The sequence below is a fragment of the Cyclobacterium sp. genome (assembly GCF_014762705.1).
GTDB lineage: Bacteria > Bacteroidota > Bacteroidia > Cytophagales > Cyclobacteriaceae > Cyclobacterium.
Genome location: NZ_JABURL010000111.1, coordinates 73,524 through 94,012 on the forward strand (window position 1 = coordinate 73,524; position 20,489 = coordinate 94,012).

13 protein-coding genes are annotated in these 20,489 nt (G+C 44.8%); 8 read left to right on the plus strand and 5 right to left on the minus strand.

The window, feature by feature from the left end; all coding sequences use genetic code 11:
• Positions 1–2 precede the first annotated feature (2 nt).
• From HUJ21_RS22495 to HUJ21_RS22520, 6 genes are all read left to right on the plus strand, one after another.
• On the plus strand, positions 3–986 hold the full coding sequence (locus tag HUJ21_RS22495; RefSeq protein ID WP_291373024.1) for an FAD:protein FMN transferase: 984 nt from the start codon (positions 3–5) through the stop codon (positions 984–986).
• Positions 976–1,188: a DUF4266 domain-containing protein gene (locus HUJ21_RS22500; protein WP_291373025.1), complete on the plus strand. Its 213-nt coding sequence runs from the start codon at positions 976–978 to the stop codon at positions 1,186–1,188. Before HUJ21_RS22495 ends, HUJ21_RS22500 begins: the two co-directional genes overlap by 11 nt.
• 159 nt (positions 1,189–1,347) lie before the next feature.
• Positions 1,348–2,268 (plus strand): DUF3570 domain-containing protein, encoded by a 921-nt coding sequence (locus tag HUJ21_RS22505; protein WP_291373026.1) that lies wholly within the window; start codon positions 1,348–1,350, stop codon positions 2,266–2,268.
• Complete coding sequence (locus HUJ21_RS22510) at positions 2,243–2,812, plus strand: DUF3570 domain-containing protein (RefSeq protein WP_291373027.1); 570 nt, start codon at positions 2,243–2,245, stop codon at positions 2,810–2,812. Before HUJ21_RS22505 ends, HUJ21_RS22510 begins: the two co-directional genes overlap by 26 nt.
• A 542-nt stretch (positions 2,813–3,354) precedes the next feature.
• Positions 3,355–7,923 carry a LamG-like jellyroll fold domain-containing protein gene (locus HUJ21_RS22515; RefSeq protein WP_291373029.1) on the plus strand — a complete coding sequence of 1,523 codons (4,569 nt, stop codon included), beginning with the start codon at positions 3,355–3,357 and terminating at the stop codon, positions 7,921–7,923.
• A 217-nt stretch (positions 7,924–8,140) separates the two neighbouring features.
• Positions 8,141–9,601, plus strand: a complete 1,461-nt coding sequence (locus tag HUJ21_RS22520) for an arylsulfatase (protein ID WP_291373031.1) — start codon at positions 8,141–8,143, stop codon at positions 9,599–9,601.
• Positions 9,602–9,704: 103 nt separating this feature from the next.
• Here the strand turns inward: HUJ21_RS22520 and HUJ21_RS22525 are convergent, their stop codons facing one another.
• The 3 genes from HUJ21_RS22525 to HUJ21_RS22535 form a co-directional block, all read right to left on the minus strand.
• Positions 9,705–11,474: an SLC13 family permease gene (locus tag HUJ21_RS22525; protein ID WP_291373033.1), complete on the minus strand. Its 1,770-nt coding sequence runs from the start codon at positions 11,472–11,474 to the stop codon at positions 9,705–9,707.
• A 9-nt stretch (positions 11,475–11,483) separates the two neighbouring features.
• On the minus strand, positions 11,484–13,781 hold the full coding sequence (locus HUJ21_RS22530; protein ID WP_291373035.1) for an acyl-CoA dehydrogenase: 2,298 nt from the start codon (positions 13,779–13,781) through the stop codon (positions 11,484–11,486).
• 311 nt (positions 13,782–14,092) lie between these two features.
• A complete protein-coding gene (locus HUJ21_RS22535; protein ID WP_291373037.1) occupies positions 14,093–15,523 on the minus strand; it encodes an alanine/glycine:cation symporter family protein in 1,431 nt (476 codons plus the stop codon).
• Positions 15,524–15,833: 310 nt separating this feature from the next.
• On the opposite strand from HUJ21_RS22535, the gene HUJ21_RS22540 reads away from it, so the two are divergent.
• Positions 15,834–16,661, plus strand: coding sequence for a S1-like domain-containing RNA-binding protein (locus HUJ21_RS22540; RefSeq protein ID WP_291373038.1), 828 nt, complete (start codon positions 15,834–15,836; stop codon positions 16,659–16,661).
• Positions 16,662–16,808: 147 nt separating this feature from the next.
• Entirely contained in the window at positions 16,809–17,732 is a 924-nt protein-coding gene (locus tag HUJ21_RS22545) for an ROK family protein (RefSeq protein ID WP_291373040.1), read from the plus strand.
• Here the strand turns inward: HUJ21_RS22545 and HUJ21_RS22550 are convergent.
• Together HUJ21_RS22550 and HUJ21_RS22555 are read right to left on the minus strand one after the other, a co-directional pair.
• Positions 17,722–18,111, minus strand: coding sequence for a hypothetical protein (locus HUJ21_RS22550; protein WP_291373042.1), 390 nt, complete (start codon positions 18,109–18,111; stop codon positions 17,722–17,724). The genes HUJ21_RS22545 and HUJ21_RS22550 overlap by 11 nt on opposite strands.
• Positions 18,112–18,248: 137 nt before the next feature.
• A complete protein-coding gene (locus HUJ21_RS22555; protein ID WP_291373044.1) occupies positions 18,249–20,486 on the minus strand; it encodes a hypothetical protein in 2,238 nt (745 codons plus the stop codon).
• Between the last annotated feature and the right edge of the window lie 3 nt (positions 20,487–20,489).

Here is a 20,489-nt window from a genome sequence, read left to right on the forward strand (position 1 = left end):
GAATGGGACGGTTGCTTTTCATTACCCTGTTCGCGTCCATGGTTCAGGTATCCAGCGCCCAGCAGGTTTTTCACCGAACGACCCTATTAATGGGAAGTCGCTTTGACTTAACTGTTGTAGCAGTTAATGAGCAAGAAGCTGAAGTCTTTCTGGACACTGCTATTGCTGAAATCACCCGGATTGAACGGCTAATATCCTCTTGGGACCCTAATTCACAAACCTCAGCAATCAATGCAAACGCAGGAATTAAACCTATAAAAGTAAATAAGGAATTGTTTGATTTAATAACCCGGTCCATTGCCATATCTGAACTCACGGATGGGGCTTTTGACATCAGTTATGCCTCCATGGATCGAATTTGGAAGTTTGATGGCAGTATGATTCAAATGCCTACTGCCGAAGAGGTGAAGGCGTCGGTAGAAATGGTTGGGTTTAAGAAAATTATCCTTGATTCTGAAAAGCAAACTGTTTTTCTCAGTCAAAAGGGAATGAAAATAGGCTTTGGTGCTATTGGCAAAGGCTACGCGGCGGATAAAGCCAAACAACTATTGATGGGTAAAGGAGCGATTGCAGGGATTATCAATGCCTCCGGTGACATGAATACCTGGGGTAAAAAGCCCGATGGTAGCGATTGGAAGGTAGCCATTACCAATCCGATGAACAAGAACATTGCCTTTGCTGAATTGCCACTCAAACAGGGGGCAGTAGTCACTAGCGGCGATTACGAAAAGTTTGTGGAGTTTGACAAGGTACGGTATTCCCATATCATCAATCCCCAAACCGGATATCCGGCCACCGGTATTATCAGTGTGACGGTCTTTGCACCCAGTGCCGAACTGGCAGATGCACTGGCCACTTCTGTTTTCGTCATGGGAAAAGAGGTTGGCATTGACCGGATCAATCAGTTGCCCAACGTAGCCTGCATCATCATAGACGATCAGGGGAATATTCACAAATCAGAACATATTAAAATCAATGAAGAATAAAATCCTTTTTGTCTCTATAGTATTGCTTGGCATGAATGCTTGCGTAGCAGTAAAATCATATGAAAAAGTAAATATCAATGATCCGGACATGGAATTGGTTGATCGAAAGTCGAGAAAATTTGAAACCAGTTTTCAGGTCTATCGGGAGGGCGCGTCTGGCGCTAACGGGGGGAAATCCGGAGGTGGCTGTGGGTGTAATTGAACGGCTTTTTATTACGAAATCGAGCCTGCTTATGGCATGAGAAGAACGTCACATTCGGAGATAATTATAAAGCAGGGGAGAATTTCACGAGAGTTGGGACAGGCTATCCCGACCTTTGGTACGGGACAAGTTATGACCGCTGAAGAAAAATTTAAAAAAATGAAAATAGTTGGGTTCCTTCTTCTTTGTATGCTTCCATTTTTGGCCCTGGCGCAAAATGATAAAGACGGTACTTCTGTTTTTAAGAAACGCGTCCTTGAAAGCGTTGAAATGGATATACTTACTAGCTTCTACGCACAGGACGGAAAAAATGCAGCAGTAACGGGCGGCATCGGCACTGAAGAACTCACGGACCTGGCAACAGATATCCATATTTCGATTCCACTTAATGATGATGATGTGTTGCGAATAAACGGTACCGTTTCTGCCTACACCTCTGCATCGTCTAGTAACCTGAATCCCTTTTCAGGGGCTTCCAGAGGCCAAGACGAGGATGATGACGAGGACGACGATGACTATGAAGATAAGGGAATGGAAAACGGTGAAAACACGGGTACTCCCTGGGCTGCTTCATCCGGTGCTTCAAGAAAAGACACCTGGGCAGCTGTTAACGCTAGTTACAGTCATTCTTCTGAGGACAGAAATTCCATTTATTCAGCAAATTTGAATTTTGCAAATGAATACGATTATACTTCATTTGGTGCAGGAGTAGGACTTGTTCGCCTATTCAACCAAAAAAATTCCGAATTAAGTCTGAATACCGCCATTTACTTAGATACCTGGCGACCAGAATATCCAACAGAAATAAAGACCTATATAAAGGAAAATGGAGACTTAAATGCTGATTTTTTTGAAGGAGTAACTATTTTAAACGAAAATGGTACGGCAATAAATAAATTTTCTGTTGATGCCTGGAGGCCTTTTAAAACCAGCCTGGTTGAAAACAATAAACGAAATACCTATACTTTTTCCTTAGGGTTTTCACAAATCCTGAGTAAAACTACCCAGCTTTCGGTTTTTTCGGATATCACCTATCAAACCGGCTGGTTGTCCAATGCAACGCGTCTATTTTGCCGATAAGGATAATTTTTATATTGGAAACGCCGAGAGTATTCCGTTTTATACCGAGCCAAAAAATAAAGATGTTTTTCAATTGGCAGATGACATTGAGAGGCTTCCTGATACGCGTTTTAAATTACCAATAGGAGTAAGGTTTAATCAGTATGTGAATGAATTCCTGGTATTAAGAAGCTATTATCGTTATTATCTGGATGATTGGGGCATTCGGTCACATACCATTAATTTAGAATTGGCAATTAAACTTGGACAGAATTTCTCCTTCTATCCAAGTTATCGCTTTTATAATCAGACAGCGGCAACTTACTTCGCCCCTTTTGAGAAGGTAGTTTCCAGCAATGCTTACTATACATCTGATTTTGACCTTTCAACGTACAATGCAAATCAGGTTGGGTTCGGAATGAAATACACAGATATATTTACATCAGCTCATCTGTGGAAATTCGGTTTAAAAGGACTTACTATTGATTACAGTAATTATGCGCGCAATACGGGTTTGAAAGCCGCTATAGTTTCTCTTGGGGCCAGTTTTGTTTTTACTGAATAGGCGTTTACCCTTGTTGGTTTTAAACTTGACAGAATCGGTATTCCCGTCTGGTTTCCTTAAAGAAAATTTAACATATTTTCGAAAGTTAGTATTGGAAATGAGCCAATATTAATCAACAACTTCTTTCCCCTGGGTACGATTACCAAAAACCATCCTCTCCGTTTTCATTTCCCATGAATAATATTGGATCATTACCATTGAGTAAGTGTTTCTGAAGTTGTATTTTTTTGCGGGCTGTTGTGAGATTTTCGGCATTTTTAATGAGAAGGGTTGTCAGGTTACCAATACTATTATTTTTGATTTTAAAAGATGTCGCCTATGTTATTTACTTCCAAATAACATTATTATTTAAATTTAAAAATAAATTGAATGTTTGGTTATTAATGTAAAACCAATTGGATATATTTATTGGGTTTATGTATAACCAAACCGGCAAACCAACACGATTTAGCGAATTTGGATCTTGTTCATTTGCGAACGAATCGATTAATTTCAGAGGATCGGGCCGGTTAGTATTGCCTCAAATAAAACAAACTTATCGCATGCCAACCAAACCCATCACAGAACTCGGAGGCGAGGTTTTTCTCGTCTCAGCATTGCAGCAATTCCATACAGACGCCTGCAGTATCTCGCTTTGGGCCAACCAATCCACACGGCTTTTTTATGGCAATTACGATACCGGAAACAGCTATGATGATACGGAGACCTTTCTGGATATTGAAATTCAGTCTGGAAGTATCCAACTCAATTTTGCAGTGGCTGATTACAGCTTTGCGGTAGCATCCTATCCACTTTTCGGTAAAGGTGAATCCCATCACATCGCCCTAACTTTTCAACAGACACCAGATGGGTACACGATCAGTTGCTATATCAATGCTGTATGGCTGGGTACGGAAACAATCCAACTCGTCAACGGCAACAATAAAGCCATGGGTTTTCTTTCCTCCGGCCCCCTGTACCTGGGTAATGCAGCACCGGACCTTTCACAGGATGGACAGTTTGGTGACCTTCAGGAAGCGCGTGGGTCACTAAGTGAACTCCATGTTTACAGGGAAGTGCTTTCAGCAGAAAGGATCAATCTCGATGCCCTGGGGGAAATACCGGATACGGCCGCTGTTTACATGAATTTGCCTCTTGATGATTTTCATTACGACCGGCGGCAAGGTAAATGGTTGGATACTGTTCAGCCATATTATCCTGCAATGGAAAAAATCAGGACGGATAACAATCCGGTAATCATTTTTGAGCGCTCTTTTGCCCATTTCCCTACGCAAGATCGTAGTGTCGCTTTTTGGATTCGTTGTAGTGAAAAAGAGACAGGCGTCCTCATTAGCTATGGGAATGTTTCCAATTCGGACCATCCCAATGATGGAGGCAGTCAATGGATTCTTGAGGACCCGACAAACCTTCGTCTGGGTAGTTACAGTTCCGGGCATCAGTTAGGAACTGGTAGTTGGAATCATGTGGCAATCGTGGAGGATACGACGGCCAAAACAACTACGTTTTACCTTAACGGGCAACCCGGGCGGAATCCTCCGGCAAATTACGTGATTGATGGGGTGATCCCGGATCAGCCGTTTCTTTTAGGTGCCAAACAAGCTACCGATGCCAATGATACGGTTTTTACCGGAGATCTGGTAGAACTTCGTTTCTGGTCACGTCCCTTACAGGCAAATGAGATAGCCGAATTTTCCCGCGGGGTGATCCCTCACCCCAACGACCCTTCCAATGTGTATTACAATTCCCTCGGGGCAATTGGCGTTCATGAGGAACAGAACGGTTCCAGTACTTTTTTTTCACCCATTCTATATCCGAACGCTGGCTACCCGTTGCTTTCCAGCCTGGCAAAAATGCATACCCTTCATATAGGTCCTGCAAAAGGAGGCATGCAGACATTGGCCTATCCAAATCTTAGCGGAGTGGAGTTCAGCTTTGAATTGTGGGTCCGAATCACTACTGACGGATATATTGGTTTCGGCCGTCGGAATGTAGACGCCGGTAATGTAATTAATTTCTCCTTAGCTCGGCAGGGAGAAGTGCTTATCCTTCTTATTACCGATCCAAGCAGTAGTCAACCCCATCGCTTTACATTAGAAGTAAATGACTTGGAACTCAGTGAATGGCATCACCTGGCGATCACCATTTCCAGTACGGCTGTTAACGGCTATTGGGATGGAAAGGAAGTCCTGGTTGCTGCTGTTTCCGATCCTGCCCATCTGCCCTCACTGGATCAATTGTACCTGCAGTTCGGTGGCTCGGTAGGCGAGACATCGTATATGGAGGGAGATATTGCAGAGATTCGCCTGTGGAACCGAGCCTTGCCGGTAGGAGAGATCCGACACAGAATGTACCATTTCCTAAATGGAAGCGAATTCGGGCTCATCGGTCGTTGGGCTTTTGAGAACTCGCTGGGGAGAGATACGTCCAGTAATAGGCGGCATGCATTTCCCGTAGACAAACCAGAGTTTAATTTACCATCGGACATTGACCTCGAGCCCGTGAACTCACCATATCTGGTTGCCCAGGTCAGTCTGCTCGAGGATTACCACTTCGACGAGGAGCAAATAACCGAGCGGAATTCCTACCGGGTTCTGGTGACCGCCTACGATGAATCAGACCATCCGCTTACCGGAATTGATTTGTCGATAAGCATACAGGCCGAACCAAATAATCCATTTCAGTCGGCAAATCTTTTAATTGAGGATTCGGGGAAGACCGAGGCCAAGCCCATTGCAATCGGGCAGTCCCGGGCATTGACCACCAATTCCCGTGGAAGCATCAGCTTTGCGCTGGCGGCTGAGGATTTGATCGCTCCTGTATTACGGATCACGGCACCGTTTATGTCTGCTGACCACGCGCTGCTGATCTTTCCTGACCGACAAGCTCACCATCAGTTGGCTCAGGTAACGGGGGACGATCTGCTAAACAAGAAGGTGGTCATGAAAGCAGGTGGAGACCCGGTTCCAATGGTATCTGAGGAACAAAGGGAGTCTGCACCCCATGTGGCGCAGGCGATTCGTCATTTTATGGGCGTAGCAACCGAAAAATCTCCACAGAGCAACACCCCTGTGGTGCGTCCGGTGCAGGATCGTTTGCGGGAAGTCGTCACGCCACCTGACAAGCGGCTATACGAAAGTGCTGTGGCTTCTCCAGAAGCATATGACTTACAGTCCGATGTGATTGCAGGATATGCCGTGGAGGCAGGCCAAAACAGTATCAGTCGTTCCCTTTCAGTCAACCAGCTTCCCAGCTGGGGCTTTCATAAAACAGGCACGAATAATTTTTCGGTAAGGGAAACATCACCGGGAAACCGTACACGCTACTTTGCCCTTACCGATAACCTTAGCTACGCAGATGACTTTACCCGCATGTTGCTTACATCCGTAGACGGACGAAAACGGGATGTTGCACCCACTTCCTATGCGGATTTACTTGCGGCAATTGACAAGGAGAATCGAGTCCGAAGTTTTTTCGATCTGTTTACCGCTATCAAAGATGCAGTAAGTTTTGTCGTGCACACCGTGGAACAAGTGTATGAATCGGTCAAAGAAACCATTCGCGTAGCTGTTATTTACATCACGGATGCTGTGAATAATGTAACAGCATTTGCCATACATACAGTACAACATGCCGTAGAGGCGGTAAAAGGAGTCCTTGCCAAGGTGGGTGCCACCGTCGAGGGAGCTATAAATTTTGTCAAGGCGCTATTTGACTGGGAGGATATCCTGGAGACGCAGCAATTCACTGAAGAGCTATTAAAGTCGGTAATGACATCCACTCGTGCAAATCTCGCGACGACCAAAACGAAAACCGTTGCCTGGACACAAAACCTTAAACTGGAGACCCACAATTGGCTTGAAAACTTAAAGTCCAGCGCCAACCAACACAAGTCGGCTATAAAGGAGGATGCTGTTCCCGGAAAGCGATCGAATGTAAAAGGTACTTATATCCAAAATATGGTGGGATCACACGGAAAGGATGCCGTTTTGGACGGAGATGAGGGGGGAGGGCTAGATCCTGGTCAATCCCAGCAACAACTAGATAAAATTCACACTGACCATACAACCAAAGTAGAGCATATCAATGGGGCTCTCGGCAACCTCCACCTGTTCTCCGGGACTGAATTCAGTATGGAGGTAATCGTCGATCGGTTGATAGAATTATTTGAAACCATTGCAGATAATCTTTTTGACTTAATGATAGCCGGACTGGAATGGTTCTTTGATCAACTGGCCCTCTTGCTGGAAGAGCTGGATAAAATGCTGGCTTACCGCGTGGATATTCCTTTAGTTACCCGCCTTTATGAACATGTCATCATGAAGGGCAATGGCTCTCAGCTTACGCTCTACAGCCTTTCAGCTTTATTGGGAGCGATCCCTACCACGATAACTTATAAGTTGGCGACCGGGTCTGAACAGGGACCCTTTTACGGAGAAGAGCTTTCCAGGTACCGGAATGTTCTTGGCGCCGCTCTACAGCCAATATCGCCAGAACAGGCAGAGAGAGACCGGCAGTTAGTCATTCAACAGAAGGCCTCGTTAGGGCTGGGAGGTTGTTTTCTCGGTTTTATTGCCATCAGCGGTATTTTCAACACCATTGTGAATGGAACTAAAATCCCATCTCTCGGATTAAAGCGAGTAACATTTGCCTTGAATGGCGTTTTTCAGCTTACCCAATTCCCGTTGGGTTCTACCTTTGCCCTGCAATCCAACCCAGCAGCGCCGGCTGCGGCAACTGAAGAGGCCATATGGGCAGCTCAGTTTTTCCCGGTTGTACTGGAAGGGCTCATCGCTTCCGATAAACTGAATGTCAACTCAGCCGCTTTAGATAAGTTTTCAGGTGTGGCCATGACCGTTTTTGGAGGTCTTCATGCGGCACTGTTTATTACCGTATTTGGATTGGAAATGACCGATTCCAATTCGGAAAAGACGGATAGTGGGATCAAGTTTGTGGCGAACCTGGCTTCTTGTGTCCCTGAATTGACCGCAATGGTTCCCAATCCTCTTGCCAAAGCACTCATAAGTGGCGTGTCCTTTACTGCGTGGGAGTTACTTAGTCTCATCCGCTATGCCAACGAAGTGAAAAACCATCATAACTTCCTGGTTCGTTGACGCATGCTGATTGTTTCTCCTAATACCAGAAAGACAAATGGGATTTTAACAAAATACAATACGAATTTATCTAGCTGAATGATATGATTTTAACGCGTAACTCTAAGGTAGATAGGACCCTGTCGTTGGTTCCTGAGCGACTGAAAGAAGAGTGCTTTTCTTTTTGGAGAAATTATTAGTAATTTGTTACTTATACGATTCTCTAAAATAACCATCCATGCGTCCAATATTTTGTTACTTTCTGCTTTTCCTATTTTCTTTCGCCTGTTCAGAAAAGGCCACGGAGCATCGCTTAAAAAACGAAGGATCCGAATCTGCAAAGCCAAATATAGTTTACATCCTGGCCGATGACTTGGGATATGGGGACCTGGGATTCACGGGGCAGGAATACGTTGAGACGCCGAATTTAGATAAACTGGCCGCAGAAGGAATGTTCTTTACCCAGCACTACTCAGGATCTACCGTTTGCGCCCCCTCCAGAAGCACGCTGGTTTCCGGCTTGCATACCGGTCACGCTCCAGTTAGGGGCAATTACGAAATACAGCCTGAAGGACAGTACCCTTTGCCGGATTCCGTTTTTACGGTATTTGAATCCCTCAAAGATGCAGGCTACACCACCGGAGCCTTTGGAAAATGGGGCCTGGGATATCCAGGTTCGGAAGGAGATCCAAACAATCAGGGAGTAGATGTTTTTTATGGGTACAATTGCCAGCGCATGGGACACAATTACTATCCCTATCACCTTTGGGACAACCAGGATTCGGTGGTTTTGGAAGCAAATGCCGGCAAAAACCTGGGGCTTTATGCACCAAACCTGATTCACGAGCAAACCCTGAAATTTATCGAAGACAATCAGGAAAATCCTTTTTTTCTGTATGTTCCAAGCATCATTCCGCATGCCGAGTTGATTGCTCCGGAGCAACAGATGGAAGAACATCTCGGACGGTTTGAAGAAACACCCTATAAGGGCGTGGACGAAGGACCTGCCTATAAAATAGGAGGTTATATGTCACAAGAAAACCCCAGGGCAGCTTTTGTGGCCATGGTCGAATTGCTGGATAAGCAGGTCGGAGAGATTCTGGAAAAACTGGACCAGCTGGGCCTGAGAGAAAATACCCTTGTGGTGTTCACCTCGGATAACGGACCTCATATGGAAGGTGGAGCGGATCCTGATTTTTTCAATAGCAATGGCCCGTACCGGGGTTACAAGCGGGATCTTTATGAAGGAGGTATACATGTACCTATGATTGCTAACTGGCCCGGTAAAATTGCTCCGGGTAGCAGCGATCATCCTTCTGCTTTTTGGGATATGTATGCCACAATCGGAGACCTTACCGGAGCAGCAGTACCTGACAATACCGATGGTATTTCGTTTGCTCCTGCGCTTTTGGGAAAATCGGAGGACCAAACCAAACACGAGTACCTCTATTGGGAGTTTATCGAACAGGGAGGAAAGCAAGCCATAAGAAAAGGTGATTGGAAAGCCATACGGCTCAACCTGAATAAAGATCCGAATCCTCCCATTGAATTGTACAACCTGGCCGAAGATCCAGGAGAACAAAACAACCTGGCCGCTCAGCAGCCGGAGCGGGTAAAAGAACTGAAAGCATTAATGGAGTCCAGCCACCGACCCAATCCGGTTTTTAAATTGTATGCCTCAGAAATAGCCGGAGAATGAAAAAATGCATGGTTTCATCATCCGATGGACCGTCCGCTTGAGTTCCAGACCTTTGAGACTTTTGGTAGCGTTTATTGGGCCCTCAGAAATATTCTTTCTACCATTAAAGTGGCCAAATCCAAAGGATCAGGGGTACCCCCAAAGCCAGTACCAGCAGGGTTAAAGGTAATCCTGGCTTCATGTAATCTGAAAACCGATATCCTCCCGGTCCCATAACCAATGTATTGGATTGGTGACCAATGGGGGTTAAGAAAGAGGAGGATGCACCAACGGCTATACTCATCAAAAAGGGATCAGCTGAAAGCTCCATGCTATAAGCAATCTGCAGACCAATAGGAGCCATCAATACTACAGTAGCGGCATTGTTGATCAAAGCGGAAAGTAACATGGTAGTCAACATGATGACCACCAACATGGACCAGGCAGGGAAAGTGTCTGAATATACCAACATCAGTTTGGTTACTGAACCGGCAGCTCCGCTAGTTTCGAAAGCCTCCCCAACCGGAATCATGGCACCCAGTAGAACGATGACAGGCCAATCAATACTGTTGTAAAAATCCTTTAAAGGAAGTATTTTGGTAAATACCATGGACATTGCCGCTAAAGTAAATGCTATTTCAACCGGTAACCAACCTCCCACTGCAGTACCGATTGCCAGGACAAATATGCCGATGGCCAAAAAAGTTTTTTTTGGTTTTCCAATGTCCAGACTTCTACTAGCCAAAGGCAGGCATTTCATTTCTTCGAGTGTTTCAGACAGACTCTGCTCTCGCATTTGCAGCATCAATACGTCACCTGAGCGGAAGACCTCATGATCTATTCTTTTGATAATGGTCCTGTCTCCCCGGGACAATGCCAACAAATTTACATCATATCTGGACCTCATGTGTAGGTTGGCAGCCGTTTGGCCTACCAAAGGAGAATCCGCTTGAATGATTCCCTCTGTGATGGTGATTTCCGTCTTGTCTTTGACCGAATCTATAAAATCATCATGCCCGACCATTTCAAGCTTGGCGTTGCTGACCAATTCTTTCAGGTCTTCGGTACCGGATTCCAGAATAAGGATATCATCCTCCTTAAACATGTGGTAGGGTCCGGGAGCATGGATCCTTTCTTTCTTACGGACGATTCCCAGTACCTTGATATCGAAGTCTTTATTGTTTGTAAGTTGATGAATGTTTTTACTGACTAAATCAGAATCGGCAGTGACCCTCACCTCCGTGATATAGTTTTTTATCTGGAATAAGTCCTCACCGGATTGTTTCGACCTCCTGGTAGGGAGCAATCGCCAGCCAACCAGGGAAATAAAAACCAATCCGGAAATAGCCAGGCTTGCACCAACAGGAGCAAAGTCAAACATATCGAATGCCGGTCCTCCGTTGGTGGAGCGGAAAGCAGCAATAATAATATTGGGAGGGGTACCGATAAGGGTGGTCAATCCCCCAAGCAAGGAGGAAAAAGCAATGGGCATTAATACCAGGGAAGGCGGATAATCATTTTTTCTGGCTATTTGAATGGCCACAGGCATGAATATGGCCAAGGCACCCACATTGTTCATGAAACCTGATAATAGAGCCACAATTCCGGACATGGATGCCACCTGAAGGGTCATATTGCTTCCTACACGGTCCATTACCCGCACTATGAGGTTGACTATTCCGGAATTTTCCAAACTTTTACTGACGATTAAAACCGCCGCTACTGTGACCACCGCAGGATGTCCAAAACCAAGAAATGCCTTCTCAAAAGGAATTAAACCAAGTATGGCCAGGATGATCAGGGCAAGTAGTGCCACCAGATCATACCTTAATTTACCCCAAATAAAAAAGATCAGGGAAAGGCCCAGAACGGAAAATACAATAATTTCCTCCATAAATTAAAATTACATGGCTATGGGGGCTGAAAGGCATGAATCGGGTATGTTAAAGGCATTGACCAGGGGCACAGCATCCTTTCGTATTTCCCAGCAAAGTTGATTGACCATCTTTCTGATGGCCTTGGTTTTCACGCCTTCCATATAGCCTTGTTCCAGATACCAACCCTTGTGTTGTTCCATTTGGTATAAGGCAAAAAGGTCACAAAGTTTTTTCAGCACTTTTTTAATTTCGGGGTCACTTTCGCTGGCTATTTTCTCCTGGAATTTTTCAAGCACGACCCTTTCAATAAAGGCCTCCCCAAGGGTAAGCAAATGGTGCTGGGATACATTGACTGCATCAAAGGGATCCATACCTTCATCCATGAGCCTTTTTAGCCTTTTTGCCGCCGAATCCAGAATGCTGCTTTCCCGGTATTCGAACGCACTTAGGTGGAAGTCAGGATCCAACAGGTGATGTTCATCGGTATTCCGGATAATCAGCGGATTTTTTTCCGTGATACTAGTCTTTGTTTTTGAGGCAACATAATTGATGATCGTAAAAATATTCATGTTCTCAAATTGCTCCTTGTAGGCACTCAAACGGCTTTTGGCCACCAACTGGAGCAATACAGTGTTGTCTCCCTCGAAGGTGGTATAGATGTCAGTATCATTTTTTAAGGCATCTATCCGGTTCTCCGACAAGTATCCCTTTCCTCCGCAGGCTTCCCTGCATTCCTGCAAGGTGGCGGTATTGTGCCAGGTCACATAAGCCTTCATTCCTGCAGCCAGAGCCTCGATTTCTTGCATTTCCTCCTCTTTGCGTCCTAAAAATCTGGCCGTAACGTACTCCAGGGCAAAATGACAGGCATAGGTTTTGGCCAATAAGGGAATCAGTCTTCGCTGGTGCATGCGGTAATTGAGAATGGGTATTTCTTCCCCTCCCTCAGGACCAAATTGACGGCGTTTGTCCCCGTACCTGACCGCAATGGTCAGACCGGTTTTTGAAGCAGCGTTTGCCGATCTGGGTATGCCTATTCTTCCGCCCACCAGGGTGCCAAGCATGGTGAAAAAACGTTTGTTATCCCCTGCGATGGGGCTTTGAAATTTACCTTGTTCGTCTACTGAAGAAAACCGGTCCAGCATGTTTTCCTTTGGTATGACCACCTGATTAAAGGAAATCAACCCATTGTCTACTCCGTTGAGGCCCATTTTTCTGCCACAATCCTCAATGCCAATTCCCGGGAGAATATTTCCTTCCTGATCTCTAAGAGGTACCACAAAGGTGCTGACGCCATAATCTTTGCCGCCTATAATCAATTTGGCAAAAACTGTTGCCATTCTGCCATGCATGGCTGCATTGCCGATATACTCTTTCCGTGCATTAATATGTGGTGTATGTATTGTGAATGTCCGGGCTTCATTGTCATAGACAGCTGTTGTTTCAATGCCTTTAACATTGGATCCGTGGTTTGTTTCCGTCATGGCAAAACATCCGGGAAGTTCAAGCTTGCCTATGCTGCTGAGGTACCGATCATGGTGTCTTTTTGTTCCCAGGGATAGGATGCTCATGCCCCAAAGCCCAAATTGAACTCCAAATTTGATCACCATGCTCAAATCCCTGTAGCTAAGTGTCTCCATTACCGTAAAGTAGCCCTCCATGTCATCTTTACCACCGTAGGCTTCAGGAAATCCGATAGCACCGTATCCCTCATCAGCCAAAATCTTACACCAGTTCAATACCTGATTTCTGTATTTTTCTAAATCATCAGGTTGGACATAATCAAATTCTTTAGTGGCAATAAATGCTTTCAATTCATCGATAAGTGGCTTTCTGTTTCCATCCAAAATGGAAGTCAGTTCCCCTACATCAAACCCTTGTTGGGTTTGGTAGCTGGTGGAAATATTATGGTGTTCCGATTTAAAAATAAGGGCTGCTGATTTACCGACTATGCCCAGCTGTTTTTCCAAGGCTGCCAACTCGCTTTTCACCTTTTCCAAAGGAAAAGTATGTGCTTCCTCAGGGGCATCTTTTGAAAGCAAATCAATGCCAATAGCAGAAAGATCCGGATAGGTCTTATTTTCCTGCACCGCTCCTTTGATGGTTTGCCACCATGATTCCAATTCCTCCCGGTCAGGTGGTGATTGAGGGCTTAATTTTTCTTTCAGGTACTTCCGGTCCGCATCACTGAGCCAATCAATTTCTTTTAAAAATCGCCTTAAAGCTGTCAGTTCCTGATCGCTGATAAGGGTGTCAGACCATACCACATACAGAATGGGTAACAATAAAAGACTACCTGGACTGGGTTGAGAGAGGGTTTGTTGCATGCCTTTGGTTTTGGTTTTTATTATTCTTAAAAAGATAAGAAAATAATTCTAACCAATTCAAATATCTTACCAAAAGTTAAACCTGGATTGTGTTTTAGTTTTTCTGTAGTGGGAAAGGTTGAAATTGCAATAAAGCCAGGGAGTTTGGAGGCTCCACAAAAAACCTGCACCGAAGAGACTGATTTTGTCTCGGGCTCAGGCTACAATCTTTGTACGCCCTTGTATAGAATTCCTTTTGCAAAATTCGGGTTAAAAGTTTGGAATTGAAAATAGGTAATTCAATTTCCTAATTCATGGGGAACGAATAAAAATTAATCGATCTTATCCCATTCCTCCGTATTTTCCACATTCAGGGTGTCGGAATTGAAGGTGGGGTCCAGTCCTTTTTTCCTTTGTTCCATGTAGTCCCTCAAAGCTGCCATGGCAGGCTTTCTCAATAGAAAAATAGCGATAATGTTCAACCAGGCCATCATGCCTACACCGATATCGCCCAGGGTCCAGGCCAGGGCCGCAGTACGAATGGTACCGTAAAAGGTGGCAACCAAAATCAGTGCCCTCAATAAGAACAGTGGCCATTTCTGATTGTTGTCTCTTTGTAAAAAACTCAGATTGGTCTCTGCAATATAGTAATAAGCCATGATGGTAGTAAAGGCAAAAAATGCCAGGGCGATGGCAATAAAGCCTGGCCCAAGATTGGGGAAATGTTCACTAATAGCAAATTGGGTGAATTCAGGACCAATCGGTACTCCGGGTAAATTTTCAACAAGGAAGCCGCCCTCGGGATTGATTACATTGTATTGTCCCGTAAAGAGAATCATGAAAGCGGTGGCGGTACAGATAAAAAGGGTGTCCACATAAACAGAAAAAGCCTGAACCAGTCCCTGCTTGACAGGGTGGCTTACCTCTGCGGCTGCGGCTGCATGTGGGGCTGTTCCCTGACCGGCCTCATTGCTGTAAATCCCTCTTTTGATTCCCCAGGAAATGGCCATGCCAAATATTCCTCCAAAAGTAGCATCCATATTAAATGCAGAAGAAATGATCAGTTTGATTACCCCTGGAATTTCTGTAAAGTTTAGTGCCATAATGATCACAGCCATCAGGATATAGGCGGCAGCCATAAAGGGTACAACGATCTGGGCTACTTTTCCTATTCTTTTGACACCTCCGAAAATGATCAGGGCCAGAAAAAAACAAATTACCAATCCAGTTACCCATACCGGAATTTGGAAAGCATTTTCTACGCTCAGGGCTATGCTGTTACTTTGAACCCCAGGCAGGAAAAATGCAGTGCTGAGAATGGTGGCAAAAGCAAAAAGCATGGCATACCACCTGATGCCAAGGCCTTTTTCGATGTAAAAGGCCGGACCTCCCCGATATTGGCCTCCCTTGATTTCCTTGAACATCTGACCAAGTGTGGCCTCAATGAAGGCTGATGCACTTCCCAGAAATGCGATGATCCACATCCAGAAAATAGCGCCCGGACCTCCCATGGCAATCGCAGTGGCCACTCCGGCAATGTTTCCGGTGCCTACTCTTCCGGAGATGGCAATGGCAAAGGCCTGAAAAGAGCTCACTCCCTTGTCAGAAGACTCTCCTCCAAACAGGAGTTTGACCATCTCTCTAAAATACCTGATTTGAAGAAATTTGGTGATAATGGAAAAATATACTCCGGCAGCCAAACAAAGAACAATCAGTGCATTGCTCCAGATGATATCGTTGATGGCATAAATAATAGGCTCCATGTAAAGTTTTGGCTAAGGTCCAGTCAATTTCTGATCACAAAGAAAACCAAATTATGCTTAATTCTCATTTTGACCTCAAAAATTATCTAAAAATTAAAAAAAAAACGACTTTTTTGAAAATAGTCTTTTCCGTAAAGCAATTTTTGAAATTGTATTTGCAGATCTATCGAAACCAGGTTACACCCAATTTGTTTTTGAAGGTGATGATGCCCTTTTATTCGGTTTTTATAAACCCGTGCGAAACTGTAAAAATCATTACATTTGTGCAGGATTTATGGTGAAATGATAGGAATCCACACGGAAAAACAACATGAAGGAATTAGGAAAGATCAACCAACTGCCCATCAACCGGTTTACGGACAATGGTGCCTATTTAATGTTAAGCGATCAAACGGAAGTATTGATTCCTAAACGCTATTTAAGTGGTGCGGAAAACGAGGGGGATGTACTTGAAGTTTTTGTCTACACCGATAGCGAGGACAGACCGGTGGCCGTTACGGATAAGCCCCTGGCATTATTGGATCAGTTTGCTGTTCTGGAAGTCAAGGAGGTAACAGGTATAGGCGCTTTCCTGGATTGGGGTCTGGAAAAAGATTTGCTGCTTCCCAACTCAGAAATGCACCAAAAAGTCAGCAAAGGCGATAAGGTACTGGTCATGGTTTGTATAGACCACAAAACCAACCGACTGCTGGGAGTGAGTAAATACGAAGATTTTATTTTGTCAGATACCAGTATTTTTGAAGTGGGGCAGGAAGTGGATGCCTTGGTATTTGACCATACGGATTTGGGGTTTAAGGCGCTGATCAACGGGTTTTATGAGGGATTAATTTATGGCAATGAAACCTTTAAGCCCCTTGAGGCTGGTGATAAAGTCAGGGCTTTTGTAAAGAAAGTCCGGGAAGATGGTAAGATTGATTTGCAATTGACACCAATAGGCAGACAAAAATTTGAAGAAGGAGCAGCTGCGATTCTGGAAACCCTGGAGAAACATGCCTTTTTACCATTGAATGATAAATCCGACCCAGAGGTCATTCGGGAAACACTGGCTATGAGCAAAAAGCAATTCAAGCAATGTATAGGCCAGTTGTACAAGAAGAAAAAAATCATTATCAAAGAGGATGGCATATATTTGGCCTAGGTCAGCATATCCGTTTTATTTATTCCTTTATCGGGTTAAATAGCGAAATTAGAAGAAAAACCTATATTTTTACCAAACCTACCGATTTGGTAATAGAAGAAATTCCCCTCGGGAAAAATATGATACCTTTAAATTGAAAAAATTATAATGGATAAGAAAACGGAAAATTTTTTAGGAATTGATGTAGGAGGTACCCATGTAAAAATAGGACTGGTCAATACCAAAGGGAACATCATTCAATTTGCTAAGGAAGAGACAGCTTCACTAAGAAAACACCCCCAGGGGTTTAATTTGGGATTTGTGGAAACCGTAGGGAAATACCTGAAAAAATATCCTGAGGTAAGGCATGTCGGGATCGGTCTTCCCGGATTGGTCAGCAAGGACCGCACCACCACCCTTGAAATTCCTGCCATTGGAGAATTAAATGGTTTCAACCTGAAAGGAGCTTTATTGGAAAAATTTCCAGATATTATCTTTCATTTGGAAAATGATGCCAGTGCTGCAGCAGTTGGTGAATTGCATTTTGGGACGGGCGATAACTCTGATAGTTACTTATTCATTACTTTGGGTACCGGAATAGGAAGTGCGCTTATCATTGATGGAGAGGTTTTTAAGGGCGTAAGGGGAAATGCCATGGAAATGGGGCACATGTTGTCCAGAGGAAATAGCCGCCTCGAACCCCTGATAGGCCGCAACGGTATCCTGAATATCGCAAAGCGCATGCTGGATACGTTTCCCAATGATGCGGGAGAATTATCCCAAATGGAATTGGGCATGCATATACTGGTAGCTGCAGCCAACAACGGCAATGGAGTTGCACTGAAAACTTTTGCTGAGGTTGGAGAAATCATGGGAGAAGCCATCGTGTCCACCATCCGTATCCTGGACGTAAATGAAATTTACTTCGGAGGAGGAATTTCCGCAGCCCTTCCCTTCATCTTGCCCAGTATGGAAAAATGCATTCATAAATACTTAAGTCCTTATTATCTTTCTGATTTGACGATGCAGCGTGCGACATTGGAAAATGATGCCGGGACCCTTGGGGCAGCAGCTTTGTGTTTTATGGATTAAGTGAAGTAATGGTCACTTCACTCACTTTGCTAATGGCATTTAGGCGAAAAAGAACCTTCAGGGGTTCTTTTTCTGGTTTTACGCCACATTTATCAGAGGGTTCAAGAAAATAAATAAAAAAACTTTGACTTTTATCCACCAGCTCAACTCTGTCCGGGCGGCCAAAAGTCTTGATGATTTCCTGATTGTAACTAGCCAGAAAGGTGTTTTTTATCCGTTGCAATTCTTCAACATCTTTAATCCTTAACCCCAGACACCCGTTCCTGTCTTCCTTCCAGGCTTCCAGATCCATATTTCCTGCATCCAGTTTGCTTGTACAGGAGGAAAGGTAAATTGCGCACGAAAAAGTCAAAATTAAAAAGGAACATGAGTATTTCATAGTTGATTTATTTCCACAGCCGTTGATGAATTCAGAACGCCAAAAGTAAGCAGATAGTTTGGGATATTTTTTTGAGAATAGACAAAACATTCACTACAGATATACGCAGATTAGCACAGATTTTTTCCATCATCAGCTTATAGGTCAATTGGTTGAGAGGCAGGAAGATGATATTCCTCCCCCTGATAATTCAGGATTACTTCCCTGTCTGCTTCTGCCCTGATCACTTTGTTGTTTTCCAGCTGGAGCACAAATTGGCAGCTGTTATTGAAGCTTACATCGACTAGTCCATCTCCATTTAGGTCCATCTCCTTTCCTTCACCTCCAGCCGCAGTCAGTCCGATATAGGATTTTTCCCCAACTTCTGCCATGGCCGTGGAAAAGCCATCTTCAGTCCAGGAAAAGGAAGCCAACAAATCACTGGCATCCGGATTTTCAGGGGATTTGGGATAAACCATCAGGTCTACTGAAGGTTCTTTACTTTCAAACCTTACCGGCGTAAGCCAGCCATAGGTGCTTCGGATGGCCTCCGCATCGGAATGGATCTGAGCCTCCTTGTTCAGGCTGATAAAATATTGCCGGTCTCCATCCTGCTCGTAACCGGTATAAACCATCTTCTCATTCATTCCGGTTTGGAGCGGTCTACCGTCATTTTCCAGAAGGGGAACTGTAAGGCCGTAGGGTAAGGATTGAGGACTGCTCAGACGGCTTACGACCAGATCTGGAGTGAGGGTAAAATGTTGTTTAAAATAAGGGCCACCTCTACCAGTGACATAGGAATAATGCAAGGTAAATTTAACCAACAGGGGATGAACAAAATGTATTTCGGGTATGGCCTGATAATTGGCCGCCAGATCAGCGATCCTAACCCAATGATCTCTTTCTACCCATTCCGGTCCGAATGTCACTCCACTTAATCTCCTGTAAGTATCCAGCGTATCTCCGCTTCCCGTTTTCATCATGTAGCGGGTACCGGCTTTCAGGTCATGCTCCCCATCTGAAGGCCCCAGTCTGGCATCCCATCCTTTTTTGCTGAACCGGATTACGCCCAATGGGGTCCAGCTCAGGTTGTACTTGGGAATGCTCGCACCACGCAGGTTAGCCACCACCTGTAGGCCCCCCGCATTGGCAAAGAAGGCCCCAAATTTATCGTCCGTCTCCAGGGCATAGCCTCCAATTTCAGTTGGAGCCGGTTCTTCTAAAATATCCGATTGCCTGCTCAACCAGGCCTCAGAAAGATGCTGGATCGTGGCTCCTGTATAGTTTCCCCATTGACTTGCAGGTTGGTACCCTACCCTTAATCCCGGTTCAAAATGATTTTTGGTAATATAAAAAGACCCTTCCCAAGGTTGATCAGTTCTTTGCCACCTCAAAATACTGTTGAAAGCCAGATTGGCTGCCCGTCGGTATTGGCCTGCCAACAAGCTATCCCCTTCACTCAGCGCATCTTCTGCCAGACTTTCGAACGCCAGCTGGTAAAGCACATCGTTGAAGATATGGTTATCCGTCCGGCCGTTGGCGGGTGCCTGGCCATCCGGGGCCTGGAGAAGCAGGCTGGTTTGTGTACCTCTCCGGATAGCAGATTTCATTTCTTCGGCAGACGGACCATCATAGCCTTCCATTACCAGACCAATCAGATTGCCCCGGCCTACTGCTTCCACAGCCAGGGATTGGGGGGCACTGCTCCAATCCTGGTACAAATTCCACTTGTCACTCATTATCCTTACACGCTGAGAAAGCTCATGCCAGGCTGTTTCGATAAAGGCAACTGCCTGATCTCTATCGACCAAACCCAATTTTACACGGCTCCATTCCCCTTTCATGGCATAGGTCCTCCAGTTATTGATCCTGCCATCAAAGTTCTGCATGACAACAGCCAGTGGTGTCTTCATGCGATCTTCCCATAATTGGTATTTATTGGAAGAAATATGGGGTCGGTAAAGGTCCAGGGCATGGGCCAAAGGGCTGATAAAGAATTCTCCATGCTCATCAGGAATGGACTTTGTACCCACAGCAAAGTTGCCGGTACTGTGCTCCATGGCAAGGATGCCTGCTTCTTTTAAACCTTCTCCTCTTCCCGCTTTCAACAATACCCCAACAGCAAAAGCAAAATAGGGGGTGGCATATTGGTGTTCCCGATTCAGGTATGGGTCAATAATGGCTCCTGATGCATTCTGGTGTAAGGCTACAACCTGACAGGTGGCTGCAATGGCATCTAAAAAGGCTGATTTATCCTGAAGTGAGGGCTGCCAGGGTTTTGCCGTCAGGTGAAAGGGTAGTTCTGGAAGCCTTGTTTCCTGGGCATGAATCTCAGTCAGACTAAAGCAAAAAACCGAGAACAAAAAGACAACTTTATACCAAAGATATTTTTTCATGGC